The 26458-nt window shown below is 70.8% G+C and carries 26 protein-coding genes; 19 read left to right on the top strand and 7 right to left on the bottom strand.

What is annotated here, in order from left to right; all coding sequences use genetic code 11:
- The first annotated feature begins 16 nt into the window (after positions 1-16).
- Entirely contained in the window at positions 17-1630 is a 1614-nt protein-coding gene (locus AC1DE0_RS05575) for a glucoamylase family protein (RefSeq protein WP_478098030.1), read from the top strand.
- A gap of 47 nt (positions 1631-1677) precedes the next feature.
- Positions 1678-3504 (top strand): glycoside hydrolase family 3 protein, encoded by a 1827-nt coding sequence (locus AC1DE0_RS05570; RefSeq protein ID WP_478098026.1) that lies wholly within the window; start codon positions 1678-1680, stop codon positions 3502-3504.
- A 137-nt stretch (positions 3505-3641) separates the two neighbouring features.
- Here the strand turns inward: AC1DE0_RS05570 and AC1DE0_RS05565 are convergent, their stop codons facing one another.
- On the bottom strand, positions 3642-3890 hold the full coding sequence (locus AC1DE0_RS05565; protein ID WP_442291206.1) for a DUF2630 family protein: 249 nt from the start codon (positions 3888-3890) through the stop codon (positions 3642-3644).
- A gap of 115 nt (positions 3891-4005) precedes the next feature.
- On the opposite strand from AC1DE0_RS05565, the gene AC1DE0_RS05560 reads away from it, so the two are divergent.
- Positions 4006-4680, top strand: a complete 675-nt coding sequence (locus AC1DE0_RS05560; RefSeq protein ID WP_478098022.1) for an alpha/beta fold hydrolase — start codon at positions 4006-4008, stop codon at positions 4678-4680.
- Positions 4677-5402, top strand: a complete 726-nt coding sequence (locus AC1DE0_RS05555; RefSeq protein WP_478098019.1) for a class I SAM-dependent methyltransferase — start codon at positions 4677-4679, stop codon at positions 5400-5402. Before AC1DE0_RS05560 ends, AC1DE0_RS05555 begins: the two co-directional genes overlap by 4 nt.
- Positions 5403-5409: 7 nt before the next feature.
- Here the strand turns inward: AC1DE0_RS05555 and AC1DE0_RS05550 are convergent, their stop codons facing one another.
- Complete coding sequence (locus AC1DE0_RS05550; RefSeq protein WP_478098017.1) at positions 5410-6468, bottom strand: LacI family DNA-binding transcriptional regulator; 1059 nt, start codon at positions 6466-6468, stop codon at positions 5410-5412.
- 188 nt (positions 6469-6656) lie between these two features.
- On the opposite strand from AC1DE0_RS05550, the gene arfA reads away from it, so the two are divergent.
- The 6 genes from arfA to AC1DE0_RS05520 all read left to right on the top strand — a co-directional run bounded on the left by arfA (position 6657) and on the right by AC1DE0_RS05520 (position 14722).
- A complete protein-coding gene (gene arfA, locus AC1DE0_RS05545) occupies positions 6657-8183 on the top strand; it encodes an arabinosylfuranosidase ArfA (protein ID WP_478098015.1) in 1527 nt (508 codons plus the stop codon).
- A complete protein-coding gene (locus AC1DE0_RS05540) occupies positions 8180-9544 on the top strand; it encodes an ABC transporter substrate-binding protein (protein WP_478098013.1) in 1365 nt (454 codons plus the stop codon). Before arfA ends, AC1DE0_RS05540 begins: the two co-directional genes overlap by 4 nt.
- A gap of 4 nt (positions 9545-9548) precedes the next feature.
- Positions 9549-10520, top strand: coding sequence for a carbohydrate ABC transporter permease (locus tag AC1DE0_RS05535; RefSeq protein ID WP_478098011.1), 972 nt, complete (start codon positions 9549-9551; stop codon positions 10518-10520).
- Positions 10517-11344: a carbohydrate ABC transporter permease gene (locus tag AC1DE0_RS05530; protein WP_442291213.1), complete on the top strand. Its 828-nt coding sequence runs from the start codon at positions 10517-10519 to the stop codon at positions 11342-11344. Before AC1DE0_RS05535 ends, AC1DE0_RS05530 begins: the two co-directional genes overlap by 4 nt.
- Before the next feature lie 196 nt (positions 11345-11540).
- Positions 11541-13700 (top strand): family 43 glycosylhydrolase, encoded by a 2160-nt coding sequence (locus tag AC1DE0_RS05525; protein ID WP_478098008.1) that lies wholly within the window; start codon positions 11541-11543, stop codon positions 13698-13700.
- The gene (locus tag AC1DE0_RS05520; RefSeq protein ID WP_478098006.1) at positions 13697-14722 is read left to right on the top strand and encodes a glycoside hydrolase family 43 protein; all 1026 of its coding nucleotides are present in this window, start codon (positions 13697-13699) and stop codon (positions 14720-14722) included. Before AC1DE0_RS05525 ends, AC1DE0_RS05520 begins: the two co-directional genes overlap by 4 nt.
- Positions 14723-14931: 209 nt before the next feature.
- Here the strand turns inward: AC1DE0_RS05520 and AC1DE0_RS05515 are convergent, their stop codons facing one another.
- The 3 genes from AC1DE0_RS05515 to AC1DE0_RS05505 form a co-directional block, all read right to left on the bottom strand.
- Positions 14932-15621 (bottom strand): zf-HC2 domain-containing protein, encoded by a 690-nt coding sequence (locus AC1DE0_RS05515; protein WP_478098002.1) that lies wholly within the window; start codon positions 15619-15621, stop codon positions 14932-14934.
- A complete protein-coding gene (locus AC1DE0_RS05510; RefSeq protein WP_386053705.1) occupies positions 15618-16106 on the bottom strand; it encodes a sigma-70 family RNA polymerase sigma factor in 489 nt (162 codons plus the stop codon). The genes AC1DE0_RS05515 and AC1DE0_RS05510 overlap by 4 nt, the downstream gene beginning before the upstream one ends.
- A 79-nt stretch (positions 16107-16185) precedes the next feature.
- Entirely contained in the window at positions 16186-16524 is a 339-nt protein-coding gene (locus AC1DE0_RS05505) for a hypothetical protein (protein ID WP_478097999.1), read from the bottom strand.
- Here AC1DE0_RS05505 and AC1DE0_RS05500 point away from each other — a divergent pair.
- The 7 genes from AC1DE0_RS05500 (at position 16511) to AC1DE0_RS05470 (ending at position 21386) form a co-directional block, all read left to right on the top strand.
- On the top strand, positions 16511-16810 hold the full coding sequence (locus tag AC1DE0_RS05500) for a COG4315 family predicted lipoprotein (RefSeq protein ID WP_478097997.1): 300 nt from the start codon (positions 16511-16513) through the stop codon (positions 16808-16810). The two genes, AC1DE0_RS05505 and AC1DE0_RS05500, sit on opposite strands and share 14 nt — an antisense overlap.
- A gap of 55 nt (positions 16811-16865) precedes the next feature.
- Positions 16866-17708, top strand: a complete 843-nt coding sequence (locus AC1DE0_RS05495) for a uracil-DNA glycosylase (protein ID WP_478097995.1) — start codon at positions 16866-16868, stop codon at positions 17706-17708.
- A gap of 14 nt (positions 17709-17722) precedes the next feature.
- Positions 17723-17959 (top strand): hypothetical protein, encoded by a 237-nt coding sequence (locus AC1DE0_RS05490; RefSeq protein ID WP_478097993.1) that lies wholly within the window; start codon positions 17723-17725, stop codon positions 17957-17959.
- Positions 17960-18017: 58 nt separating this feature from the next.
- Positions 18018-18284, top strand: coding sequence for a hypothetical protein (locus tag AC1DE0_RS05485; protein WP_478097991.1), 267 nt, complete (start codon positions 18018-18020; stop codon positions 18282-18284).
- A gap of 33 nt (positions 18285-18317) precedes the next feature.
- Positions 18318-18866: a mycothiol transferase gene (locus AC1DE0_RS05480; protein WP_478097989.1), complete on the top strand. Its 549-nt coding sequence runs from the start codon at positions 18318-18320 to the stop codon at positions 18864-18866.
- A gap of 178 nt (positions 18867-19044) precedes the next feature.
- Positions 19045-19548, top strand: coding sequence for a DnaJ family domain-containing protein (locus AC1DE0_RS05475; protein ID WP_478097987.1), 504 nt, complete (start codon positions 19045-19047; stop codon positions 19546-19548).
- 200 nt (positions 19549-19748) lie between these two features.
- Positions 19749-21386, top strand: a complete 1638-nt coding sequence (locus tag AC1DE0_RS05470; RefSeq protein ID WP_478097985.1) for an HAD family acid phosphatase — start codon at positions 19749-19751, stop codon at positions 21384-21386.
- A gap of 45 nt (positions 21387-21431) precedes the next feature.
- On the opposite strand, the gene AC1DE0_RS05465 is transcribed toward AC1DE0_RS05470, so the two are convergent.
- Both AC1DE0_RS05465 and AC1DE0_RS05460 read right to left on the bottom strand, forming a co-directional pair.
- A complete protein-coding gene (locus AC1DE0_RS05465; protein ID WP_478097983.1) occupies positions 21432-22250 on the bottom strand; it encodes an HAD-IIA family hydrolase in 819 nt (272 codons plus the stop codon).
- 185 nt (positions 22251-22435) lie between these two features.
- Positions 22436-23644, bottom strand: a complete 1209-nt coding sequence (locus AC1DE0_RS05460; protein WP_478097981.1) for an ROK family transcriptional regulator — start codon at positions 23642-23644, stop codon at positions 22436-22438.
- A 154-nt stretch (positions 23645-23798) separates the two neighbouring features.
- On the opposite strand from AC1DE0_RS05460, the gene AC1DE0_RS05455 reads away from it, so the two are divergent.
- Positions 23799-25283 (top strand): sugar ABC transporter ATP-binding protein, encoded by a 1485-nt coding sequence (locus tag AC1DE0_RS05455; protein WP_478097979.1) that lies wholly within the window; start codon positions 23799-23801, stop codon positions 25281-25283.
- Positions 25280-26383, top strand: a complete 1104-nt coding sequence (locus AC1DE0_RS05450) for an ABC transporter permease (RefSeq protein ID WP_478097977.1) — start codon at positions 25280-25282, stop codon at positions 26381-26383. Before AC1DE0_RS05455 ends, AC1DE0_RS05450 begins: the two co-directional genes overlap by 4 nt.
- Positions 26384-26458 lie beyond the last annotated feature (75 nt).

The following is a 26458-nucleotide window of genomic DNA, read 5'->3' as shown; positions in this document are numbered from 1 at the left end:
GAACGGAGCACACCCCATGCAGCACACCTCCAAGCAGACCCTTGCACCGAGCCGCCGCTCGTTGCTCGTGGGCGGGGCGGCCTCGGTCGCCGCCTTCGCCCTCGCCCCCACCGGCAGTGCACGGGCGGCCTCGGCTCCCGCCTTCGTGCGCAGCGCACCGACGCTCGCCCTCGACAAGGGCCGCGTGCACACGTGGGCCGCCGACACGTGGCGCAGCCTCGTCGCGATGACCGACCCGAAGACCGGGCTCCCCGCCGACAACATTCCCGAGTCGCTCGCGGCAGGTGACCGCTCGGGCTACACCTCGCCGACGAATATCGGTGGCTACCTGTGGTCGACCGTCGTGGCCCGCGAGCTCGGCCTGATCACCCGCGGCGAGGCGTCGGCCCGCCTCATCCGCACGCTCAAGACGGTCGAGCGCATGGAGCACCACACGCCCAGCGGCATGTACTTCAACTGGTACGACGAGGCGACGGCCACGACGCTGCACACCTGGCCCGACTCCGGCGACAAGGTCGTCCCGTTCTGCTCGAGCGTCGACAACGGCTGGCTCGGCGCCGCCCTCCTCGTCGTGCAGCAGTCCGACCCGGCCGCCCGCCCCTGGGCGAAGCGCATCTTCGACCGGATGCGCTGGGACGCCTTCTACAACGACAACAGCGACCCGGCCCACCAGGTGCGCACCGGTGGCCTCATCCACGGCGGCTTCTACCCGTACGAGGACGGCCGCCCCGGAGGCACCTACCAGGGCACCCACATCGGCGGCGCCCCCGTCTGGCTCACGACGCACCACTACGACACCACCGTGTCGGAGACGCGCATCACGAGCTACCTCGGCATCATCACCGGCCAGATCCCGCCCAAGCAGTACTTCGCCATGTGGCGCACCTTCCCGGCCACGTGCGACTGGTCGTGGCACGAGATGCAGCCGGTCGGCGAGAACCGCACGTACTTCGGCGTCGACGTCTACGAGGGTGCCTACACCTACCGCGGCATGCACGTCGTGCCGGGCTGGGGTGGCTCGATGTTCGAGGAGCTCATGCCCGACGTCTTCGTCGACGAGGCCGCCTGGGCGCCGAGGTCCTGGGGCCGCAACCACGCGCTCCACGTCCGTGCCCAGCGCGAGCACGGCCTCATCGAGGCCGGCTACGGCTACTGGGGCTTCAGCCCGTCGAGCAACCCTGCCGGCGGCTACCGCGAGTACGGCGTCGATGCGCTCGGGCTCAATCCGACCGGCTACATGTCCGACCAGGAGAGCACGAACTACGACCCCGGCTTCGGCACCTGCCGCGCGGCGACGAACCCGACGCCGACCTACGGCGACGGCGTCGTCACGCCGCACGCCTCGTTCCTCGCCATGCAGCACGAGCCGGGGGAGGCCTACACCAACCTCGCCGGCATCCAGGCCGACTTCGACTCCTACGGCCGCGGCGGCTTCTTCGACGCCGTCGCCGTGAAGTCCGGCACCGTGGCCCGTCGCTACCTCTCCCTCGACCAGGCGATGATCATGGGCGCCGCCGGAAACGTCCTGGGCGACAACGTGATCCGTCGTGCCTTCTCCACGCCGGCGGTCCGCAACGCGCTGCAGCCGGTCATCGGCATCGAGGAGTTCGGCGCGAGTCCGGTCGCCTGACCCGGTCGACCTCCAAACGAGAAACCCACCGACGAAAGGCGGCACCCGTGCGCCCCGATCTACGCACCACGGACGACGGAGTCGAGTTCCGCGACCTCAACGGCAACGGGCGGATGGACCCCTACGAGGACCCGCGGCTCGACGTCGAGTCGCGGGTCGAGGACCTGCTCGGCCGGCTCTCCCTCGAGGAGAAGGTCGGCCTGATGTTCCAGACGGTCATCGAGGCCGGCGCCGACGGCTCGGTGCTCGAGCAGCCCGGCAACATCAGCAAGTCTCCGACGAGCACCGTCGTGCTCGAGAAGCACCTGAGCCACTTCAACGTGCACGCCCTCGACGACCCTCGCATGGCGGCTCGCTGGAGCAATGCCCTGCAGGCACTCGCCGAGCGCACGCCACACGGCATCCCGGTGACGGTGTCGACCGACCCGCGCCACGCGTTCATCGAGAACGTCGGGGTCTCCTTCTCGGCAGGCGCGTTCTCGCAGTGGCCCGAGCCGCTCGGGCTCGCGGCGCTGCGAGACGCCGAGGCCGTACGCCGGTTCGCTGACGTCGCGCGCCAGGAGTACACCGCGGTGGGCATCCGTGCGGCCCTGCACCCGACGCTCGACCTCGCGACCGAGCCGCGGTGGGCCCGCCAGGCGGGAACGTTCGGCCAGGATCCCGACCTCGTGACCGAACTCGGTGTCGCCTATCTCAAGGGCTTCCAAGGGGACTCGCTCGGGCCGGGAAGCGTTGCGTGCACGAGCAAGCACTTCCCGGGCGGCGGACCGCAGAAGGACGGCGAGGACGCCCACTTCCCCTACGGCCGCGAGCAGGTCTATCCCGGTGGGCGGTTCGACGACCACCTCAAGCCGTTCCCGCCCATCATCGCGGCGGGCACGGCCGGGATCATGCCCTACTACGGCATGCCGATCGACCTCGAGGTCGACGGTGAGCCGATCGAGCCGATCGGCTTCGGCTACAACAAGCAGGTCGTGACGGGGCTGCTGCGCGAGAAGCTCGGCTACGACGGCGTCGTCGTCACCGACTGGGAGCTCGTCAACGACAACCACGTCGGTGACCAGGTGCTGCCGGCCCGGGCCTGGGGCGTCGAGCACCTCGACCCCCACGGCCGCATGGAGCTGATCCTCGAGGCCGGCGCCGACCAGTTCGGTGGCGAGGAGTGCGTCGAGATCCTGCTCGACCTCGTGGCACAGGGCCGGGTCACCGAGGCGCGTGTCGACGAGTCCGCACGGCGCATCCTCACCGTGAAGTTCCGGCTCGGCCTGTTCGACGACCCGTACGTCGACGAGGAGGCGGCAGCCAGGACCGTTGGGCGACAGGACTTCCGGGACGAGGGGTACGCCGCGCAGGCTCGCTCTGTGACCGTGCTGCACAACGAGGGTGGCCGCCTGCCGCTCGAGCAGGGACTGCGCATCTACGCGGAGAGGGTGTCGCCCGAGGCTGTCGTCAAGCACGGCAAGCTCGTGGAGAGACCCGAGGACGCCGACGTCGCGGTGGTGCGCCTCACGGCGCCGTTCGACCCGAGGTCAGACCTCTTCCTCGAGTCGTGGTTCCACCAGGGCTCGCTCGACTTCCCTCCGGGGCTCGTCGCGCGGCTCGAGCGCATCGCGGCGGTGTGCCCCCTCGTCGTCGACGTCGTGCTCGACCGGCCCGCGGTCGTGACGCCGTTGCTGCGGGTCGCGGCGGCGGTCGTCGGAAGCTTCGGCAGCAGCGACGACGCGCTCCTCGACGCGATCACCGGCACCATCGCCCCGGTCGGGCGGCTGCCCTTCGACCTGCCCCGGTCGATGGACCAGGTGCGGGCGCACGGCGAGGACGTGCCCGGCTATGACGACCCATTGCTCCCGTTCGGGTACGGATTGACCATCTGAGAGCACCACCCCAGACCAGGGAGGGCCCAAGGCAGGCACTCACGACCCCCCAAGGGTGTGACCCCCTCGCACCCGAGTGCCCGGCGAGCCCCGGCCGCAACCCACCGCGGCCGGGGCCTCGTCGTGGTCGGGGAGGGTCAGCCGGTGTAGCCCTCGACGGTCCGCTCGGAGCGCACCTCGGCGGTGTCGGGGTCGTCGCCGAACTCGCGCTTGGCGCGGCGCTGGCGCAGCAGGTCCCAGCACTGGTCGAGCTCGACCTCGAGACTGCGCAGCCGGGCGTGCTCGTCGTCGACGCTGATCGAGCCGGTCTGGAGTGCCGAGCGCAGCTCGTGCTCCTCGTCGATGAGCGATTTGATGTGGTGCTGGATGGAGACGTCGTCAGCCATGTCGCCACCTTCGCACGCGCCTGGATCTGAGTCGAGGGTGCAGCGGGGCCGTCGGGCACCGTCGGGCATCGTCGGGCACCGTCGGGGAGCGCCGTCGAGGGCTAGCGTGAGGGCGGTGACCACCTACGCCCTCGTCCCCGGCGCCGGCGGCGCCGCCTGGTACTGGCACCAGGTCGTGCCGCTGATCGAGCAGGCCGGCCATGAAGCCGTGGCCGTGGACCTGCCCGGTGACGACCCCGCCGAGGGGCTGCCCGAGTATGCCGCCCGTGTCGTCGCGGCGGTCGCCGGACGTGACGACGTGGTGCTCGTCGGCCAGTCGATGGGCGGCTTCACCCTGCCGCTGGTGGCGGCACAGCGGCCCGTCACGGCGATCGTGCTGCTCAACGCGATGGTGCCCTTGCCCGGCGAGACAGCGGGCGAGTGGTGGGACGCCGTCGGCTCGGAGGCGGCGCGCGTGCAGGCGGCGCGCGAGTGCGGCTACCCCGAGGAGGTCGACCTCGAGACGTACTTCCTCCACGACGTCGACCCGGCAGTCGCGGCCTCGGGCGAGGCGCACCAGCGACCCGAGGTCGACCGGGCGTTCGACACCCCGTGCGACTTCGAGAGCTGGCCGGACGTGCCCGTCCACGCCGTGGCAGGAGAGGACGACAGGTTCTTCCCCGTGGCGCTCCAGCGACGCGTGGCGCGCGAGCGGCTCGGTGTCGACCTCGACCTCGTGCCGGGCGGGCACCTCGCCGCGCTGTCGCGCCCGCGGGAGCTCACGGCATACCTCCTCGGGGTGACGCGATGACGGGGACGAACGACAGCAGCGAGTTCGACCAGGCGTACTGGGAGCGGCACTGGGAAGAGGGCAGGTCGGGGGAGGCGGCTGCGGCGGCGAACCCGCACCTCGTCAGGGAGGCGGGCGCCCTCAGCCCGGGGACGGCACTCGACGCGGGCTGCGGCGAGGGCGGTGAGGCGCGCTGGCTGGCCGCGCACGGCTGGGCGGTCACGGCCGTCGACATCTCCGCCGAGGCGCTGGCGCGTGCGGTCGCCCACGAGCAGGCCGGTGGCGGCGACGCCCCGGTCGAGTGGGTCGGCGGCGCCGATCTCACGACGTGGGCACCCGACCGGCAGTTCGACCTCGTGACGACGAGCTACGCCCACCCGACGATCCCGCAGCTGGACTTCTACGACCGGATCGCCGGGTGGGTCGCGCCCGGCGGCTCCCTGCTCGTCGTGGGCCACCTCCACCAGGACGGCAGCCCCGACGGCGGCCCGGGGCACGACCACGAGCACGAGCACGAGCACGGGCACGAGCACGGGCACGGGCACGGTCATGGCCATGGTCAGGGGCACGGGCATGCTGACGTCGACGAGCCACCCGAGCACGCGACCGTGACGCTCGCCGACATCAGGGCGCGGCTCGACCCGGCCGAGTGGGAGGTGGCGACGGCGTCGGAGCACACGCGCACGGCGGGCCACGGGAGCACCCTGCACGACGTCGTCGTCCGCGCGCGCCGCCGCGCGTAGGAAATGGCTAGGCCTTGCGGACCGTCTCGTGGGAGGCCGGGGCCGCCCGGCGGCGTCGCCGGCGCGGCACGCCGAGGGTCGTCTCGCGCGCCTCGAGCGTCCAGGCCACCGGGATCTCCTCGGCAGCGCCGGCATAGCCGTCGATGCGCTGCTTGAGCCTTTCGAGCGCTGCCCGGGCGAGGCCCGTGAGGTCGGGTGAGATGGTCGTGACGGTGGGGTTGGAGTAGCGCGTCTCGGCGATGTCGTCGAAGCCCACGAGAGCAACGTCGTCGGGCACCTGGACGCCGGCCTCGACGCAGGCCCGCAGGGCCCCGATCGCCATGAGGTCGTTGAAGCAGAAGACGGCGTCGGGTGGCTCTGGCAGCTCGAGCAGGTGCGTCATCGCGGCGTGCCCGTCGGCGCGCTCGAAGTGCGGCACGTCGACCACGAGGTGCTTGTCGTAGGTGATGCCCGCCGCCCGCAGCGCTTGCTTGTAGCCGCGCAGGCGCTCCGAGGCCGTGCCCTTCATCGTCTCGCGTCCGATGGCCGCAATACGTCGGCGACCTTGTGCGACAAGGTGTTCGGTGGCCGCACAGGACGCGGCGACCGAGTCCACCGCGATGTGGTCGAAGCCGGTCGGCACGGGGCGCTCGCCGAGGAGCACCATCGGCAGGCTGTCGGCCCGTCGGCTGATCTCGTCGGCCGAGAGGGCCAGCGGCGAGAAGATGACGCCGTCGATGACGTGTGAGCGCATGCCTTCGAGCACGACCCGCTCGGCGTCCGCGTCGCCACCGGTCACGTCGAGCAGGACGATGAAGCCGAGCGTGGCCGCCTCCTCGGTGATGCGCGCGGCGAGCTCGGCGAAGTAGGGGGAGTCCATGGCCGGCACCGCCAGGGCGAGGAAACCCGCCCGGCCGTGCTTGAGGCTGCGCGCCGAAAGGTTGGGGCGGTAGTGCAGCTCGGCCATCGCGGCCTCGACCCGTTCGCGGGTGCTCGCCTTGACGTGAGGGTGGTGGTTGAGCACGTTCGAGGCCGTCTTCACGCTGACGCCGGCGCGTTCGGCCACGTCGCGAAGCCGTGCAGCCACCCCAGCCTCCCTCCGTGCACGCGCCGGGTGAAGCCCCGACCGAGGAACAGGCTAGCGCTCGCAACGGCCTCTCCGGATCAGCTCGGACCACCTATGGACAGATTTCGGTAACCGTTGTAATTTTCAGGCCACACGAAAGTGGGTAACCGTTGTAACAACGACCCCGCGTCGACGGTCGAGGAGGACCGATGGGACGAGCGACAGTGCGTCTGGACCCCGCGTTCACCGTGGGTCCGGTGCGCCCGAGGACTTTCGGGTCCTTCGTCGAGCACATGGGCCGGTGCGTCTACACCGGCATCTACGAGCCCGGCCATCCAGAGGCCGACGAGCTGGGCTTCCGCACCGACGTCGCTGCCCTCGTGCGTGAGCTCGGCGTGACCACGGTGCGCTACCCCGGCGGAAACTTCGTCTCCAACTACCGGTGGGAGGACGGCGTCGGTCCCAAGGCCGACCGGCCCACCCAGCTCGACCTGGCGTGGCGCTCGGTCGAGACCAACCAGGTCGGCACAGACGACTTCGTCGACTGGGCCCGCACCGTCGGGGTCGAGCCGATGATGGCCGTCAACCTCGGCACCCGCGGCGTGCAGGAGGCCATCGACCTGCTGCTCTACTGCAACGCCGAGACCGGCACGTCGTGGCCCGACCTCCGCGCCAAGCACGGGCACCGCGAGCCTCACGACGTACGCGTGTGGTGCCTCGGCAACGAGATGGACGGTCCGTGGCAGATCGGTCACAAGACCGCCGAGGAGTACGCCCGCGTGGCCGAGGAGACCGCCAGGGCCATGCGCCGCATCGACCCTGGTCTCGAGCTCGTGGCCTGCGGCTCGTCCAACCGCGGCATGCCCACCTTCGGCACGTGGGAGCGCGTCGTGCTCGAGCGGTGCTTCGACCTCGTCGACCACATCTCGGCGCACGCCTACTACGAGCCGGTCGACGGCGACGTCGACTCCTTCCTGGCCAGCGGCGAGGACATGCACCGGTTCATCGAGTCCGTCACCGCGAGCGCCGACCACGTCGCCGCCGTCAAGGGCTCCGACAAGCGGATCACGGTCTCGTTCGACGAGTGGAACGTGTGGTTCCAGAACCGGTTCGACGGTGAGGAGGCGCTCGAGATCCGCGAGGCGCCTGAGCTCATCGAGGACGTCTACGACGTCACCGACGCCGTCGTCGTGGGCAGCCTGCTCATCACGCTGCTCCAGCACACCGATCGCGTCGCGATGGCCTGCCAGGCCCAGCTCGTCAACGTCATCGCGCCGATCGCGACCCGACCCGGGGGTGGCGCCTGGCGGCAGACGATCTTCCACCCCTTCGCCCTGACCGCCCAGCACGCCCGCGGCACCGTGCTGCGACCCGCCGTCGCCTGCGACTCGATCGACACGAAGGCCTACGGCCACGTCGACCAGGTCGTCGTCACGGCCACCCACGACCCCGGCAGCGGCGACCTCGCCGTCTTCGTGGTCAACCGCAGCCGCACCGACGCGGCCGAGCTCGTGCTCGACGTCGCGGATGCCGTGGGCGCCCGCCCCACGGCATACACCCTCGTGGAGCACCTCGCGCTCCACGACGACGACACCTCGGCGACGAACACCGAGGCGAACCCTGACCGCGTGGCCCCCCGTCCGGGGGACGCGTCGGTTGACGGCCCCACCCTCACGGCAACCCTGCCGCCCAACTCCTGGCACTGCATCCGACTCACCGAAGGGACCGTTCGATGACGAACACCCAGCCCCGCAGCCCGTTGTCCCCCAACCCCCTCTCGCGACGCACGATCCTCTCCGGCGCCGCCGGCCTCGTCGGCCTGGCAGGGCTCACGGCCTGCGGCTCAGGCTCGAGCGGCGTGCCCGGGCAGGCACCCGCGGTCTCGGCGGGCGGTGGTGCGACGGGCTACTCCGGCCCGAAGGTAGCGCTCGCGTTCTGGAACGGCTTCACCGGCGGCGACGGCCCCTTCATGAAGCGTCTCGTCGACCAGTTCAACGCCGAGCACCAGAACATCGCGGTGTCGATGAACACGATGCAGTGGGCCGACTACTACGCCAAGCTGCCGGCCGCGGTCACCGCCGGCAAGGGGCCCGACATCGGCATCATGCACGTCGACTCGGTCGCGACGAACGCTGCGCGCAACGTCATCCAGCCGCTCGACGACGTCGCCACGGCGCTCAAGCTCAGTGAGAGCGACTTCGCGCCGGTGCCGTGGAAGGCGGGCGTCTACAGGGACAAGCGCTACTCCATCCCGCTCGACGTGCACCCGCTCGGCTTCTTCTACAACAAGGCCGTCATGGAGAAGGGCGGCCTCGACCCCGAGAAGCCGCCGATGACCGCCGACGACTACATGGCGGCCCTCGAGCAGCTGAAGTCCAAGGGCATCCAGGGCCACTGGGCCACGCCGTTCCCGTTCACCGGCAGCATGACGGTCCAGTCGCTGATCTGGCAGTTCGGCGGCACCCTCTTCTCCGACGACGCCACGCAGGTGCTCTGGGCCGACGACGCCGGTGTCAAGGCGCTCACCTGGTTCCAGGACCTCGTCACGAAGGGCTACTCGGCCGGCAAGATCGCCCAGGACGCCGACATCGTCGCCCTCCAGAACGACAAGACCGCCTTCAACTGGAACGGCATCTGGACGATCAACACCCTCAAGGAGAAGTCCGGCCTCGACTGGGGCGTGGCACCGCTGCCCAACATCGGCGGCACCAAGGCGGCGTGGGCCGGCTCGCACCAGTTCGTGCTGCCGACCTCGCGCACGCCCGACCAGAACAAGCAGACGGCGGCTCGCGTCTTCCTCAACTGGATCAGCACCAAGAGCATCGAGTGGGCCAAGGGCGGCCAGGTGCCGGCCCGCAACGAGGTGCGCGAGTCGGCCGAGTTCAAGGCGCTCAAGGACCAGGCGACCCTCGCCACCCAGATCAACGACCTCCACTTCCCGCCGCCGGTCGCCGGCATCGGGGATGCGGTGCCCGAGTTCGAGAAGGCCCTCAACCAGGCCGTCCTCGGCGGTCAGGACCCGAAGAAGGTGCTGTCCGACGCGGCCGGTCGCGCCACGAAGATCCTCGAGGCCAACGCGAAGAAGTACGGCGGCTGACGCCATGGCTGTGACGACTGCACAGCCCACCAGAGCCTCCTCGGGAGCGCCGCCCACGCCGGGTGTGCGGCGCTCCCGAGGAGCACGACCCGGAATCCACGGCTCGCGGTGGACTCCCTACCTCTTCCTCGCTCCGTTCCTGATCCTCTTCATCACGTTCGTCGCCGTTCCCGGGGTGCTCGGCATCTGGATCTCCTTGCACGACTGGGACTTCCTGCTACCCAACAAGCCGTTCGTGGGCGGCCAGAACTACGCCGACCTGCTCGACAGCGGCTCACCGCAGTTCGAGCCGTTCTGGAACGGCATGAAGGCGACGGCCATCTTCGTGGTCATCAGCGTTCCGTTCCTCGTCGCGCTGCCACTGCTGCTCGCCATCCTGCTGAACCGCCGTTTTCCGGGGCGCACCTTCTTCCGGGCGGTGTTCTTCGCGCCGTTCGTCCTCGGCGTCGCCGTCGTCGGCCTCATGTGGCGCTACCTGCTCGACCCGTCCTTCGGCATGGTCAACGGCCTGCTCGGGGCGCTGGGGCTGCCCAACGACACCGCGTGGACCACCTCGCAGCCGTGGGCCTGGATCTCGCTGGCGGCGGTGACGGTCTGGTGGACGCTGGGCTTCAACGCCGTCATCTACCTCGCCGGGCTCGCGGACATCCCGGCCGAGCACTACGAGGCGGCCGAGATCGACGGCGCGAGCGCCTGGCAGAAGCTGCGTTACATCACGATCCCGGGCCTGCGACCGGTGCTGATCTTCATCGTCGTGACGACCGTCCTGTCGAGCGCCAACATGTTCGGCCAGAGCTACCTCATCACCAAGGGTGGTCCGGGCGACTCGACGCGCACGGCGATCATGGAGATCACCGACCTGGGCCTCTCGCAGTACCGCATGGGCCAGGCGTCCGCGATGAGCTACGTGCTCGCCCTCTTCCTCGCGCTGATCTCGCTCCTCAACTTCTGGCTGCTGAGGGAGAAGAAGTCGTGAAGCGCCGTAACGGACCCCTCTTCTGGTTGGGCATGGGTGTGCTCAGCCTCGTCTTCATCGGCCCGCTCCTGCTCGTGCTGCTCACCGCGTTCAAGTCGCAGAGCGAATCGCGCACGGTGCCGCCTACCTACTTTCCGTCCCAGCCGAGCCTGCGCGCGTTCGACGTGCTCTTCTTCCAGGACGCCGCGAGCCCGGTGCTGCGGTGGTTCCTCAACTCGATGATGGCGGCGACGATGCACGCCGCCCTCGTCCTCGTCGTCTGCTCACTGGCCGGCTATGCCTTGGCTCGCATGGAGTTCCGGTTCAAGAAGGCGATCTTCACCGTCATCATCCTCACCCTCTTCGTGCCCGGCTTCATCTTCCTCATGCCGAACTTCCTGCTGCTCGACAAGCTGGGCTGGCTCGACCAGATCTGGGCGCTGGTCGTTCCTGGGGCAGCGGGCGCCTTCGGTGTCTTCTTCATGCGGCAGTTCTTCATGGGGCTGCCGAAGGAGCTCGAGGAGAGCGCGACCCTTGACGGTGCCGGCCCGTTCCGCACCTGGTGGTCGATCGTGCTGCCCAACGCGAGACCGGCGCTCGTCACGCTCGGGGTGCTCAGCTTCCTCGCGAACTGGAACGACTTCATCTGGCCGATCTACGTGCTGTTCTCGCCCGAGCGCCTCACGTTGCCAGCGGGACTCAGCCGTCTCCAGGGGGCCTACACCATCGACTACCCCGTCGTCATGGCCGGCGCGATGCTGGCCGCGATCCCCGTCCTCGCGCTCTACGTCTTCGTGCAGCGCTACGTCATCGAGGGCGTCGCCAGCAGCGGCGTCAAGGGCTGAGGAGTCCGCCATGCGTCCACCCGCCTACCCGAGGTCACGCGCGCTGATGCGCGGAACCGCCTGTGTCGCAGCGGTTCTCGCTACCGTTGGGCTGACCGCAGTAGCCCCGGCCTTCGGGTCGCGTATGCCGTCTGCTGCAGTCCCAGCGACCGCCGCCGTGGTCTCGCGGCCGGCTGACACAGCACACGCCAACGCGGTGTCGGACTCGTTCTCCGACACGTTCGCCGACCCGTCGGTGATCCGAGGACGCGACGGCTGGTGGTACGCCTATGCGACCTCCGACCCGCTGAGGGCCGGGGACGCTCCGGGTGCCATGCACATGGCGCGCACCAAGGACTGGTCGAGCTGGGAGTACCTCGGCACGGTGTTCACGGCTGCCAACCGGCCGGCCTGGGCCACCCCGACCGCAGGGCTGTGGGCCCCCGACATCCGTTACGTCGCAGGGCGTTACGTCCTCTACTTCACGGTCACCGACACGACCCTCAACCCCGGTGACGACTCGGCGATCGGCGCGGCGACGGCGCCGTCACCGTCGGGCCCCTGGACCCCGGCGCCCGCACCGGCCGTCCCACCGCGACCGGCGCCGGGTGGCGGGTTCCTGTGGACCTTCGACCCGGCGGGCTTCACCGACGTCGACGGCCAGCGCTACCTCTACTACGGCAGCTACTTCGGCGGGCTCTGGGCGACGCGCATGTCGGCTGACGGGCTCGCTCCGGTCGGCACGGCAACGCAGGTCGCGATCGACAACCGCTACGAGGGCTCCTACGTCGTGCGGCACGGCGACTTCTACTACCTCATGGGCTCGGCCGCGAACTGCTGCGCGGGCCCGACGACGGGCTACTCCGTCTTCGCCGGTCGTTCCCGCTCGCCGCTGGGGCCGTTCGTCGACGCCGAGGGCACACCGCTGCTGACGTCCCGTGTCGGCGGCACGATCGTGCTGACGCAGAACGGCAACCGGTTCGTCGGCGCCGGCCACCACGCCGTCGTGACGGACGCCGAGGGGCGCGACTTCATCGCCTACCACGCCATCGACCGCACCAACCCGTGGCTGACGACGCCGTTCGGCATCAACCGCCGGCCGATGCTCCTCGACCGCCTGGACTGGGTCGACGGCTGGCCGCGCACCCGAGCCGGTGCCGGCCCGTCCGACACCGAGCAGCCGGCGCCCACCCTCGCGTCAGGGCTCGGCATCCCGCCCACCGACCCGGCGGCGAGCGGCTTCAAGGGGTTGTCCGCCGGGCCGGCCGACCCCGTCGGCGGTGACACGGCGCTCGTGCACGGCACCGCCTCGACGACCGCCTCCGCCTCGTCCGGCCCGCTCCACGTCCGACTCGACCACCGCGGCACCGAACCGCTTCGGGTCCTGCTCGGCCGCGACCCCTCGGTGAAGGTCACGCTCGACCCCAAGGGATCACGCCTGACCGCGCAGGTTGACCGCGACGGCACGGTCCGCTCGTCCACGACGACGCTGCCGCCCCTGCCCGCCGGAGCGTGGCGCACCCTGACCGTCGAGGCCACGGCCGACGGACTGACCGCCGAGGTCACCGAGAGCGACCTCGCCGACGTCGTGGCGCGGGTGACGCTGACCGGCGACGCCAGGCCCGCCGCAGCCCCGGTGCGCCTCAGCAGCAGCAGGGCCGTCGTCGACAACGTCGTGGTCAACCCGGCCGCAGCCGACGCGCCTGCACTCGCGCCGGTCCCACAGGCCGGGACCCTCCTCGAGTCCGAGGAGTTCGACGACCCCAGCCTCTCCGGCTTCACGTGGGTGCGGCGCAACCCCGCTGCCACCGTGTCGGACGGCAGCCTCAACTGGCCCGTCGAGGGCAAGGACCTCGTCGGCGGCGGCAACGACGCCGGCCTGCTGCTCCACGACACCCCGGGTGACGGCGACTGGATCGCGGAGGCCAAGACCACCCTCGATCTCGGCGTCGACACGGTGCGCAACTACCAGCAGGTGGGCCTCGTCGCCTACGAGAACGACGACGACTTCGCCCGCCTCTCGAACGTCGCCATCTGGAACACCCGCCAGACCGAGTTCGGCCGCGAGACCGCCGCCGACCCGGCGAACCCCGACGGCCCCACGAGCTACGGCGGCGCCATCGTCGGCACGTCAGCCCCGACCCTGTGGCTGCGGCTCGCCCACCACCGCAATGCCGCCGGCGAGCATCTCTACCGAGCCGGAACGAGCCGCGACGGCGTGCACTGGACGTGGGGTGCGACCTGGACCTTCCGCGCCGGCACCGACCCGCGCATCGGGCTGGTGGCTCACGGCGGCGCCTCGCCCGCCGTCACCGCCCACGTCGACCACCTGCGCTTCTACGCATCCACCTGGCCGGTCGACCCGGCGGCAGGATGAGCCGCACCCGTCCCGCCCTGACTGCCGCCGTCCTCGCACTCCTCACCATCGGACCTCTCGCCGGCTGCGGGAGCGGCGCGCCCGAACCCACCACTCCCGGAGGCACAGTGACGACCGCAGCCGCATCGGCGACCAACCCGGTCTGGCCGAGCAACTTTCCCGACCCGCAGATCCTCCCCGACGGCGACGGCTGGGTCGCGATCGCCACGAACGGCAACGGGATGAACGTCCAGACCCTCGTCTCCGACAACCTCGTCACGTGGACACAGGGTGCCGATGCCCTGCCCCAGCTGCCGACGTGGACGACGAAGGGCAAGGTGTGGGCGCCCGAGGCCCACCGGTTCGGCGACCGCTGGGTCATGTACTACACGACCATGGCGCCCGACCCGGCGATCCAGTGCGTCGGCGTCGCGGTCGCCGATGACCCCAAGGGTCCCTACCGCGACACAAGCCCCGGGCCTCTCGTCTGTGAGAAGGACCAGGGTGGGTCGATCGACGCGTCACCCTTCGTCGCGAAGGACGGCACGGCATACCTCTACTGGAAGAACGACGGCAACGCCGTCGGCAAGGACACGTGGATCTCGGTCCAGCGCCTCTCGGCCGACGGGCTGAAGCTCGAGGGCGAGCCGAAACGCCTGATCCGACAGGACCTCCCGTGGGAGGGCAACCTCGTCGAGGCGCCCTTCGTCTGGGAGCGTGACGGCGTCTTCCACCTCTTCTACTCGGCCAACGACTACGGCAGCGACAAGTACGCCGTGGGGCACGCGACAGCGACGTCGCCGACCGGGCCGTTCACCAAGGACTCGGAGCCGGTGCTCACCAGCACCGACGTCGCCGCGGGGCCGGGCCACTGCGCCCTCGTCGAGAAGGACGGCCGGGTGCTGATGGTCTACCACGCCTGGGATCCGGCCGCGATCGGCTCCGAGGTGCCGGGGCGCACGATGTGGCTCAGCGAGGTCACCTTCGACGGCCGCACGGTCACCGTGACACCACCCAGAACCACCCTGCCCGCGTCGCTCTGACCGGATTGGGGCATTGCGGGTGTATCAACCCGGGCGCCCGTCTCTCTGAGTGTCAGGGGATGGGTGCGGGGCCGGGGGGATAGGCCCCGCACCAACCCGAATCGCTTGGGCGGCTGGCCCGTTGAGGTACGTTAACCGCCACTCAGGGCCCGGAGTCGCAGACCTGATCAGTCGCGAGCCGGGCCCTCAAGCGTGCCCGCGCGACGGCGTCAGGTGCGGGCAGCTGCCACCACCTTCCCCATGCTGGTGCGCACCTCGACGGACTTGATCTCGTAGGTGGGCACCGACGTCGAACCGGTGAGCTTCGTGTAGCCCGAGCCTCCCGCGCGCCACGAGGCGGCGGCGTACTCCTTGCCGTAGTTGTCGACGACCCACAGCGTCAGGGGGCTGTCGGTGGGCAGGCCCGAGCACTCGAGGTCGAGCTGGGTGCCCCAGCCTCGGGTGACGAGGGCGACGTCGACCGAGGCCGCGCTGCCCGGCGCGGAGGCGGTGACGTGGGTCGTCGGCGGTTCAGGCGTGCTGGCCTGCAGCAGCGAAGGGCCGAGCCAGGTGCCGCCGGCGAAGAGGGCGACCGCGGCGGCCGCGCCCAGCACCGAGGCGAGGGTGCGACGCCGGCGTCGGCGCTTGCCGACCTCGGTGAGCAGGATCGACACCCGCTCGTCGTCGGGCTCCTTCATGAGCGGGATCGGGGCTCCGGGCGGGACCTTGACGAGATGCAGACCACCTTCGGGCCCCGCGAGGTCGAGCAGCCGGGGCAGGCCGGAGACCTGACCGAGCTCGGCCTGGCACTGGGTGCACGTGCGCAGGTGCTCGCTGTAGGCGCGGTGGTCGTCGTCGGACAGGCCACCGAGCACGTACGCGCCGAGCAGCACGTGCAGGTCGTCCGATCCGGTGGTCATCTCGTCACTCCCATCTCGTCGAGGATGACGCGCAGGTTGCGTACGGCGTAGTAGGCCCGGGACTTGACGGTGCCCTCGGGCACCCCGAGCCGCACGGACGCCTCCGCCACGGACAGCCGCTGGTAGTAGAGGCACCGTACGACGTCGCGGTGGTTGTCCTGCAGCCGGCCGAGGGCCTCCTCGACGAGCACCTGGTCGAGCGCCTGGTCGAGGGCCGAGTCGCGCTCGGCGATCTCGGTGAGGGTGGCCTCTTGCGGACGGCGGCCGGCGGCGCGGTGCTGGTCGACGATGAGGTGCCGCGCGGTGGTGATGAGGTAGGCGCGCAGGTTGTCGGCCTCGGGCGCCTGCTTCCACACCCGGAGGATGACCTCCTGCACGATGTCCTCGACCCGGTTCGCGTCGCTCGTCGCCCGCCAGACGACGCGGCGAAGCATGGGGCCGTGCTCGCGGTAGATCTCCGCCACGGCGTCTTCGTCGAGCGGCACGTCACCCCACCTCCTCTCGCAGCGCTCACGGGGTCCTGTGGCCTGACTCATCCAAGGACGTCCGGACACCGTGAACCGTTCACGCGGCCTCCATGTGAACCGTCTCACGAGAACAGGCGTTTTTGCGTTCGGACGTCACGTCCGGCGTCCCCTTCGAGGAGGTAGACATGATGCGAGCCCGATCCCTCAGCACCGCGGCCCTCGCCGGCACGGTCCTTCTTCTCTCGGCGGCCTGCGGCTCGTCGACACCCAACACCACGACCCCGGCCGCCTCGTCTCCGGCAGCGGCCTTGTCGTCCTCGTCAGCGTCGTCCAGCGCGCCAGCCCCAGTGGTCCACCCCGACGTGACGGAGCTCAAGACAGCCAGCTCGTCGCTGGGCACGATCGTCACCGACAGCGCGGGCATGACCCTGTACATGTTCGACAAGGACACCAAGGGCGGCACGAAGAGCGCCTGCGAGGGCCAGTGCCTCGTCGCCTGGCCGAAGGCCATGATGGGCGCCTCGGCTCCCACCCTCACCGGCGTCACGGGCAAGGTCGCCTCGATCGACACCCCTGACGGCAAGAAGCAGCTCACCCTCGACGGGTGGCCGCTCTACTACTGGTTCAAGGACGCCAAGGCCGGCGACGTCAGTGGCCAGGCCGTCAAGGGCGTGTGGTGGGTGCTCGACCCCGCCGGCACGCCGATCAAGACCAAGCCCTGACGGCAACGGGCGTCGCACCCCGTCATCGGCCGGGCGGCAGGCCTACCGTGGGCGCATGAGTGCCGCGGGCCTGCCCGACCCAGCCCAGCACCCGGTCACGGGTGGGCTCTTCCGCTCACCCGTGCCCCCGGGCACCGGCTGGCCCGGTGACCCGGCGACCTCGGACACGCCTGTGGCCACCACCCCGGCGCAGGTGCTGCGCCTCGCCGCCCAGGCAGACGGCATACGCGAGCTCGATGCGCGCATCAGTGTGTGCCGCGCCTGCCCGCGCCTGGTGGAGTGGCGCGAGTCCGTCGCCGTCAGCGGCCGGCGGGCCTCGTTCGCCGACCAGCCCTACTGGGGTCGCCCGGGCCCGTCGTTCGGCGACCCCGGGGCGGAGGTGCTCGTCGTCGGGCTGGCGCCGGCGGCCAACGGCACCAACCGGACCGGGCGGATGTTCACCGGAGACCGCTCGGGCGACTGGCTGTATGCCGCCCTGCACCGCGCCGGCTACGCGAGCCAGCCGACGTCGGTGTCGTCGGGCGACGGGCTCACGCTGACCGGCCTGCGCATCGTCGCCACGGTCCGGTGCGCCCCACCGGCGAACAAGCCGACGACCGAGGAGAAGGCGACCTGCGCGCCCTGGCTCGACCGCGACCTGGAGCTGTCGGAGCCGCACCTGCGCTCCATGCTGGCGCTCGGGTCCATCGCGTGGGATGCCGCTCTCGGCGCTGCACGCCGGCGCGGCTGGGCGGTGCCGGTGCCCAAGCCCCGGTTCGGTCACGGGGCCGACGTGCTGCTCGTGACCGGGGCGGGGCGGCCCGTGCGCCTCGTCGGCAGCTACCACGTGAGCCAGCAGAACACGTTCACCGGGAAGCTCACAGAGGCGATGCTCGACGAGGTCATCGCGCGGCTCTGAGGCGTGCCGTCCCCGTGGCAGGATCGCCCGTCATCACCGAGACCCAGCCCGACGCGTACCGGTCGGTGGTCGGCGAGGCCGACGCCGAGCTCGACCAGCGACTCTCCGACGAGCTCGACGTCGTCAACGCCGCCGCGACCGTCGTCACGCCGGCCGTGAAGGAGCTGACCGTGCGTGTCTCCGAGACTCTCCGGTGGGAGGGCGTGCCCACCGCGGACGCGTCCGACGTGCACTTCCGCAAGGAGCTGTGACACGCGCTGAGTACGCGTGCCGTTGCCGCTCGCAGGTGACGGGGCCGAGGGTGGCCCCATGATCCAGCACCCTGTCCGACCGTATGCCGTCGCGCTGGGTCTGCTGTGGGGCCTGCCCCTGTTGCTCGTGGTGGCACTTCACTACTCGCTGCCGACGACGAACCCGGACGGGCGCTGCGAGGGCATCGGTTTCGGCTGCACGCCTCCGCCCGCCGACGGTGTGGTGCTGCTCGGGATGTTGGCCGCGCCGGTGCTGCTGTTCACCGGCCTCGTCGTGTGCATCGTCATCGCCGTCGTCCAGGCGCGCCGACGCTCCCATCCCTAGGCGGCCGGCGGTCGGGTCGACGATGATGCCGCGATGTCCTCGAAACCGTTTCCCGAGCCCGCGAGCACGGCTGACCTCCGCGGCCTCCTGCTCGACTACCTCGACTACTTCCGCTCCGTGGTCGTCGCCAAGGTCACGGCCCTCGACGCCGGCGCCCTCCAGGCCAGCGTGGCGCCGTCGGGCTGGACCGCGGCCGGCCTGCTGAACCACCTCGCGGACGTCGAGCGTCGCTGGATGGTCTGGGGCTTCGAGGCCCGCGCCGTGCCCGACCCGTGGCGCGACGCCGCCGGGCCCGAGCCCGATGCCGGCTGGGTGTCTCCCGATCTGGGCGGGCCGCAGCTGGCGGCACGCCTGCGGCTTGCGGGAGCCGAGACCCGCAGGGTCGCCGAGGCCCACGAGCTGACCGACCACGCCGCTGTCGGGGGGCGCTTCACCGACCCGGGGTCCGCGCCCCAGCTGCAGTGGGTGCTGCTCCACCTCCTCCAGGAGTACGCCCGGCACGCCGGCCACCTCGACCTGTGGCGCGAGCTGCGCGACGGTGCGACGGGGGAGACGCCCGACGACGCGGACGTCGAGGCCTAGGCGTCCGCGCGGTTCATAGGAGGTCGAGAAGGTCGGTCGGCGCGATGCCGAGGAGTGCCAGGGCGGCGCCATACCGGTCGGCGCCCGGTGCGTCGACCGGGCCGAGATCGAGCGTGTGGCTCACGCCGTAGCCCGTGCGCACGCGTACTCGGTGTGCCGCCTCGGTTAGCGTGGGTGCATGGCCGGCCAGCCGTACTGGGAGAGCGCCGTGGAGAAGCAGATCCGCGAGGCGCAGGAGCGTGGCGACTTCGACAACCTGCCGGGCGCCGGCAAGCCGCTCGACCTCAGCGACTCGGACGACCCGGACTGGTGGGTCAAGCGGTTCGCCCGGCGCGAGAAGCTCGACCTCGGCGGCGCGCTGCCCGGGGCGCTCGCGCTGCGCAAGGAGGCCGCCGGCTACCCCGAGTCGCTCGTCGACGTGCGTACCGAGGCGCAGGTGCGCGAGATCGTCGAGGACTACAACAAGCGCGTGCTCGCCGACCGCCTGCGCCCCGCGGTCGGCAACCTCCCGCCGCTGCTGGCGAAGACGCTCGACGTCGACGAGATGGTCGAGCGCTGGCGTCCGCTCCGGGAGGAGCGTGAGGCGGAGCAGCGGCGCGCCCGCGCCGAGCGTGACGCGGCAGCCGCAGCGACCCTCCAGACCCGCCCCTCGTGGTGGGCGCGCCTGTTCCACCGCGGCTGACAACTGAGCACTCGACGGCCCGGGACACCGACGTCCCCGTCGAGTGCCCACTTTCCGACGGGCTTCCTGAACGAAATCTGTGAAGACCATGCCAGTTGCATGGGAATGGGAGACCGGCTCTGCCCCAAACCCCCACGGGGTGGGTCCCCGCACTACGGTCGAGCGGCCCACCCCGCACCCGAAACACCCAGAGGTGACCCATGAGGCGTCCCACCCCCCGAATCGCGGGCCTGGCCCTCGCAGCAGCCGGCTCGATCGTCGGCTCGCTCGTCGTCGGCAGCGCTGCCCCGGCCCTGGCCCACGGAGACTCCGGCGGCCGTCACGACCAGACCCTGACCCCGCGCACCGAGTTCGTCATGGCGCCCGACGGCTCGAGCGGCGCCACCGAGGGGGGTGCCGGCATCCCCAACATCGACTCGGTCAAGAAGACGATCGCGGCCTACTACGGCGACCCCGGCACAGGTCTCGCCAACCGCACGGCCTCGCCCTACATCTCCGAGATGCAGCGCCTCACCGGCCGCATCCGCGCGGGCCTGCACGCGAAGTACGAGGCCGCGGTCGCACACGGCAAGAAGCCGGCCCTCGTCTTCGACGCCGACGACACGACGCTGTGGACCTACGACATGGAGGTCGGCGACATGAAGTTCGTCTTCGACCCCACCCGTCAGGACTACTGGGTGCAGAACAAGCTCTTCCCCGCGACGCCGTCGATGGTCTCCCTCGTCAACGACGCGCAGGCGATGGGCTTCACCGTCTTCGGTCTCACCGGCCGCGGCGCCGCCCAGAAGGACGCGACGATCGGCAACCTCAAGGACGTCGGCTACAACGCCTTCACCCCCGACACGTACTTCACCAAGTGGGCCGGCTCGACGCCGCCCGCCTACATCACGTGTGCCACGGCCAAGTGCACGACGGTCGAGTACAAGGCCGGCACGCGCAAGCACATCGAGCAGGACCTCGGCTACGACATCGTGCTCAACGTCGGCGACCAGTGGAGCGACCTGCAGGGCGGGTTCGCTGACGCCGCCGTCAAGCTGCCCAACCCGACCTACTACCTGCCGTCGCCGAACCTCCCCGGCGTCGAAGAGCCTCGGCTCGCTCCGCGCACGGAGTTCACGATGGAGGCCGACGGCTCGAGCGGGCGCACCGAGAGCGGCGAGGGCATCCCCAACATCGACTCGGTGAAGAAGACGATCGCCACCTACTACGGCGACCCCGGCACCGGCATCGCGAACAAGACGAGCTCGCCCTACATCTCCGAGCTCGCCGCGCTCGAGCAGCGCAACACCCAGCGCCTCGAGAGCGAGTGCCGCCAGGGCGTCCGCAAGGGCACCAAGCCGGCCGTCGTCTTCGACGCCGACGACACCACGTTGTGGACCTACGACATGGAGGTCGGCGACATGAAGTTCGTCTTCAACCCGACCCGCCAGGACTTCTGGGTGCAGAACAAGCTCTTCCCGGCGACGCCCGGGATGCCTTCTCTCGTCAAGGCGGTCGCCGACTCCGGCTGCACGGTCATCGGCCTCACGGGTCGCAACACCGGCCAGAAGGCCGCGACGATCGCGAACCTCCACGAGCAGGGCTACCCGCAGTTCACGAACGACCTCTACTTCACCAAGTGGAAGAGCTCCGAGACCCCGCCGGCCTACATGCAGGGTCACTGCAAGGCCTACCCGACGTGCACGACGATCGAGTACAAGTCGACCACGCGCACGCACATCGAGCGGGACCTCGGCTACGACGTCGTCGCGAACCTCGGTGACCAGTTCAGCGACCTCATCGGCGGCAGTGCCGACCGTGCGGTCAAGCTGCCCAACCCGACGTACTACCTGCCCTGAGCCGACTCACGAAACGCGCCTGACGGCATACGCCCGCGTATGCCGTCAGGCGCTTTCGGCGCTCTCGGCCCCCGTGGGCTCGTGGCCGACGAAGTGGACGAGATCCGCGACGGAGTCCACGACCCGGGTGGGCCGGTAGGGGAAGTGCTCGATCTGCTCGCGTGACGTCGAGCCGGTGAGCACGAGGACGCTGCGCAGCCCGGCCTCGAGGCCGGAGATGATGTCGGTGTCCATGCGGTCGCCGACCATGATCGTCGTCTCGGAGTGCGCGTCGAGCCGGTTGAGGGCGCTGCGCATCATGAGCGGATTGGGCTTGCCGATGTAGTAGGGCTGGCGGCCCGTCGCGGTGCTGATGAGGGCGGCCACGGAACCCGTCGCCGGCAGCAGGCCCGCCGGGCTCGGCCCGCTCGGGTCGGGGTTGGTCGCGATGAAGCGGGCACCGTTGTCGATCAAGCGGATCGCGCGCGTGATGGCCTCGAACGAGTAGGTGCGGGTCTCGCCCAGCACGACGTAGTCGGGGTTGCGGTCGGTCATGACGTAGCCGACGTCGTGCATCGCCGTGAGGATGCCGGCCTCGCCGACGACGTATGCCGTGCCGCCCGGTCGCTGGTCGGCGAGGAACTGCGCGGTCGCGAGGGCGGAGGTCCAGATCGCCTCCTCCGGCACGTCGATCCCGCTGGCCAGCAGGCGCGCCCGCAGGTCGCGGGGCGTGAAGATGGAGTTGTTGGTCAGCACGAGGAAGCGCTTGCCGGAGCCCTTCAGCGCCTCGAGGAAGTCCGAGGCGCCCGGGATCGCGTCCTCCTCGTGGACGAGGACGCCGTCCATGTCGGTGAGCCAGGTGTCGACGGGCCGGTGTTCGGTCATGGGCCCATTGTGGTGCAGAGCCCGCTAGACACAGGCCCGGCGCGCGTCCCGCCTGGACTGACGAGCGCTGGGTCCGGCGCGCGTCGCGCCTGGACTGACGAGCGAAGCGAGCGCAGCGAGCCAGCCGAGGAGGGAAGGCGGGACGCAACGGAGCGCCGGACACGCGACCGAAGCGAGCCAAAGGCTCAGGACGCGGAGTGGGCGATCGCGAGGTCGACGCGGTCGGCCGTGAGGGCATGCTGGATGACCATCGTGGCGGCCCCGATGACGCCGGCCTGGACGCCCGTGGTGGCTGGCACGATCTGCAGGACCCCGGTCGCGAGCGGGAGAGACCGGCCGTAGACGACCTCGCGCACCCCGGCGATGAGGCTCTCGCCGGCCTGCACGAGAGAGCCGCCGATGACGATGACCTGCGGGTTGAGCAGGCTCACGCACGTCGCGAGCACCTCGCCGATGGTGCGGCCGGCCTGCCGCACGGCGAGAGCCGCCGGGATGTTGCCTGCGCGCACGAGGTCGACGATGTCGCGGTTGGACTCGGCGACGATGTCGATCTCCTTGAGGGCCTTGGAGATTGCCGGGCCGCTCGCCACCGCCTCTAGGCAGCCGACGTTGCCGCAGGAGCAGAGCACGTCGGGCGCGTGCGGGGCGGCGACGTGGCCGAGGTCGCCGGCGGCGCCGACAGCCCCCCGGTGCAGCCGTCCACCGCTGATGATGCCGGCGCCGATGCCCGTCGCGACCTTGACGAAGAGCAGGTGCTCGACGTGCGGGTGCGCCATGGCGTGCTCGCCCAGGGCCATGATGTTGACGTCGTTGTCGACGAGCACCGGAACGTCGAAGTCCCGTCGCACGTGGGCCGGCACGTCGTAGCCATCCCAGCCGGGCATGATCGGCGGACGCATCGGGCGGCCGCTCGAGTGCTCGACCGGGCCGGGGACCCCGATGCCGATGCCGATGAGCTCGCGGGGGAGTCGGCCGGCCTGCTCGAGCAGGCGGTGGGTGGTCGCGACGAGCCAGTCGAGCACGACGGCCGGCCCGTCGGTGATGTCGAGCGGCTCGCCGATCTCGCAGATCGGCCGGCCGCTGAGGTCGGTCAGGGCGATTCGGCCGTGCGTCGCGCCGATGTCGGCACCCACGACGACCCGGGCTTCGGGATTGAAGGCGAAGCGCACCGGCGGGCGCCCACCGGTGCTGGCGGCCTCGCCGATCGGCGCGAGCAGTCCGGTGGCCAGGAGGGCGTCGACGCGTGCGCCGACGGTCGACCGGGCGAGGCCGGTGAGCTTGGCGAGCTCGGCGCGCGTGCGTGGCGTCTCGTCTCGGAGCAGCTGCAGCAGCTCGCCTGCGCCACTGACGGCGCCTGTCACGGCATACGTCGACGACGCTGGCTCGGAACGCATCCACGAAGTCAAGCACAAGCAACTTACGTATGCCACCTTCTCGACTTTGCGTGTCCGGATCGAAAACTTTTGCTTGACGCGCCGACAAAAGTGGGTCACGGTGTGACGCATGGAATCTCGACGGCGAGATGGAGCCGACGCACCACTGCTGCGAATGACCAACGTGGTCAAACGTTTTCCCGGGGTCGTGGCGCTCGGGGGCGTTGACCTCGATGTCCTGCCCGGCGAGGTGCACTGCCTGCTCGGCCAGAACGGCGCCGGCAAGAGCACCCTCATCAAGGTGCTCGCCGGCGTCCACCAGTCCGACGAGGGCACCCTCGAGTGGCTCGGTGACGAGGTCACCCTCCACCACCCGCAGGCGGCCATGGACCTCGGCGTCGCCACGATGTACCAGGAGCTCGACCTCGTCGAGGGACTCACCGTCGCCGAGAACATCTTCCTCGGACACGAGCCGACGAGGTTCGGCTTCTCCCAGCGCACCGCCGCCCGCCGCGAGGCCGCCGCGCTCCTCGCCCGGCTCGGGCACCCGGAGATCTCGCCCGCCGCCGAGGTCGGCACCCTCTCGGCGGCTGCCTGCCAGATCGTCAGCATGGCCCGCGCCCTCTCACGCGACGCGCGGCTCATCGTCATGGACGAGCCGTCGGCCGTGCTCGACGCCGGCGAGGTCGACCAGCTCTTCCGCGTCATCGCCGAGGTCACCGCCCAGGGCGTGGCCGTCGTCTACATCTCGCACCGGCTCGAGGAGATCCGTGAGATCGGCGACCGTGTCACGGTGCTCAAGGACGGCCGCACGGTCGCGACCGGCCTCGATGCCAAGACGACGCCGACGCAGGAGCTGATCCGGCTCATGACCGGCCGTTCGATCGAGTACGTCTTCCCGCCCAAGCCCGAGTTCGACGTCGACGCCGAGCCGGTGCTGCGGGTCGAGGGGCTCACGCGCGCAGGGGAGTTCGCCGCGGTGTCGTTCAACGTGAGACCGGGCGAGGTCGTCGGGCTCGCCGGGCTCGTCGGGTCGGGGCGCTCCGAGATCGTCGAGACCATCTTCGGCGCCCGCAAGGCCACCGGCGGCACCGTCCGGGTCGGCGGGAAGGCCGTGCGGGCGGGTTCGGTGGCCGCTGCGGTGGCCGCCGGCATCGGGCTCTGCCCCGAGGAGCGCAAGAGCCAGGCCCTCGTGCTCGGTGCCTCGCTCGCCGCGAACATCACCCTGGCGACCCTGCCGCGCTTCTCCCGAGGCGGCCTGCTCGACGGGTCGGCCGAGGTCGAGGAAGCCGAGAAGCTGCTCGAGTCGCTCGATGTGCGCCCGCGCGGGGTGCACCGCGAGTCGCGCACGCTCTCGGGCGGCAACCAGCAGAAGGTCGTCCTCGCTCGTTGGCTGCTCCGCGGCTGCCGGGTGCTGCTCCTCGACGAGCCGACGCGCGGCGTCGACGTCGGGGCACGCTCCGAGATCTACGGCCTCATCCGCCGCCTCACCGACGAGGGCGTCGCCGTCGTCGTCGTCTCCAGCGAGATCCCCGAGGTGCTCGGGCTCGCCAACCGGGTGCTCGTCCTCGCCGACCGCACCGTCCGCCACGAGGGCCCGGCCGACGAGCTCGACGAGCACGCCGTCCTCGACATCATCCTGAAGGGAGACGCGGCATGAGCGCCGACGTCACGAAGGCCGACCAGGCCGCAGAGCCCGTCGAGCCCGTCGAGCCCGCCGAGCCGCGGTCGGCCGCCGCGACGAGCGGTCCACCGGTCGGGGGAGCGGCTTCCCGGGCAGCGAACCGGCAGGGCGGCCTCGCCGGCTTCCTCAGTGGACCGGCCGGCCGCAGCGCCGGACTCGTCGTGGCCCTGGTGCTGCTCGTCGTCGTCGGCATCATCACTGCCGGCGACCGGTTCGCGAGCCCCGACAACGCCCTGACGATCCTGCGCCTCGGCGCGACGATCGGCGTCGTCAGCGTCGGCATGACCTTCGTCATCTCGGGCGGCGGCATCGACCTGTCCGTCGGCGCGATCGCTGCGCTGTCGTCGGTCTGGGCCACGACCGTCGCGACCCAGGCGATGGCCGAGCAGTACCACTGGATCGTCATGGTCATCGCGGCCGTCGCCGTCGGTGCGGGCTGCGGCCTCGTCAACGGGGTGCTCGTCGCGTACGGCCGCATCGCGCCGTTCATCGTCACCCTCGCCATGCTCGCCGCCGCGCGTGGCCTCGCCGAGCTCATCGCCAAGCGCCGCACGCAGATCGTCAAGGACCGCGGCTTCATCGACTTCTTCGGTGGCAGCGTGCTCGGCGTGCCGGTCCTCGTCATCGTGTTCGCCGTCGTGGCAGTGCTCGGTTGGGTGCTGCTCAACCGCACGACCTTCGGACGGCGCACCCTCGCGATCGGCGGCAACCCCGAGGCGGCCCGCCTCGCCGGCATCCGCGTCCAGCGCCAGACGATGTACCTCTACATCCTCGTCGGCGTCGCCTGTGGCATCGCCGCCGTCATGATCATGGCCCGCACGACGACCGGCACCTCGACCCACGGCCAGCTCTGGGAGCTCGACGCCATCGCAGCGGTCGTCATCGGCGGCACGCTCCTGTCCGGCGGCCGCGGCACCGTCGTCGGCACCGTTCTCGGCGTCCTCATCTTCACGACGCTGAGCAACGTCTTCACCCTCAACAACCTCGACACCTCGACGCAGGCCGTCGCGAAGGGGGCGATCATCGTCGCCGCCGTGCTGCTCCAGCAGCGGGTCTCGCGCACGAGGTCGACGTAGCACCGACCGCACCACCGAACAGCACCACAGCACCACCAGCACAGCAGCACCCACCAGCAGCACTCACCAGCAGCA

Source organism: Terrabacter sp. 05T424 (assembly GCF_056396225.1).
The sequence above is the reverse complement of the archived record's forward strand: the minus strand, read 5'-3'. Positions and strand labels throughout refer to the sequence as shown.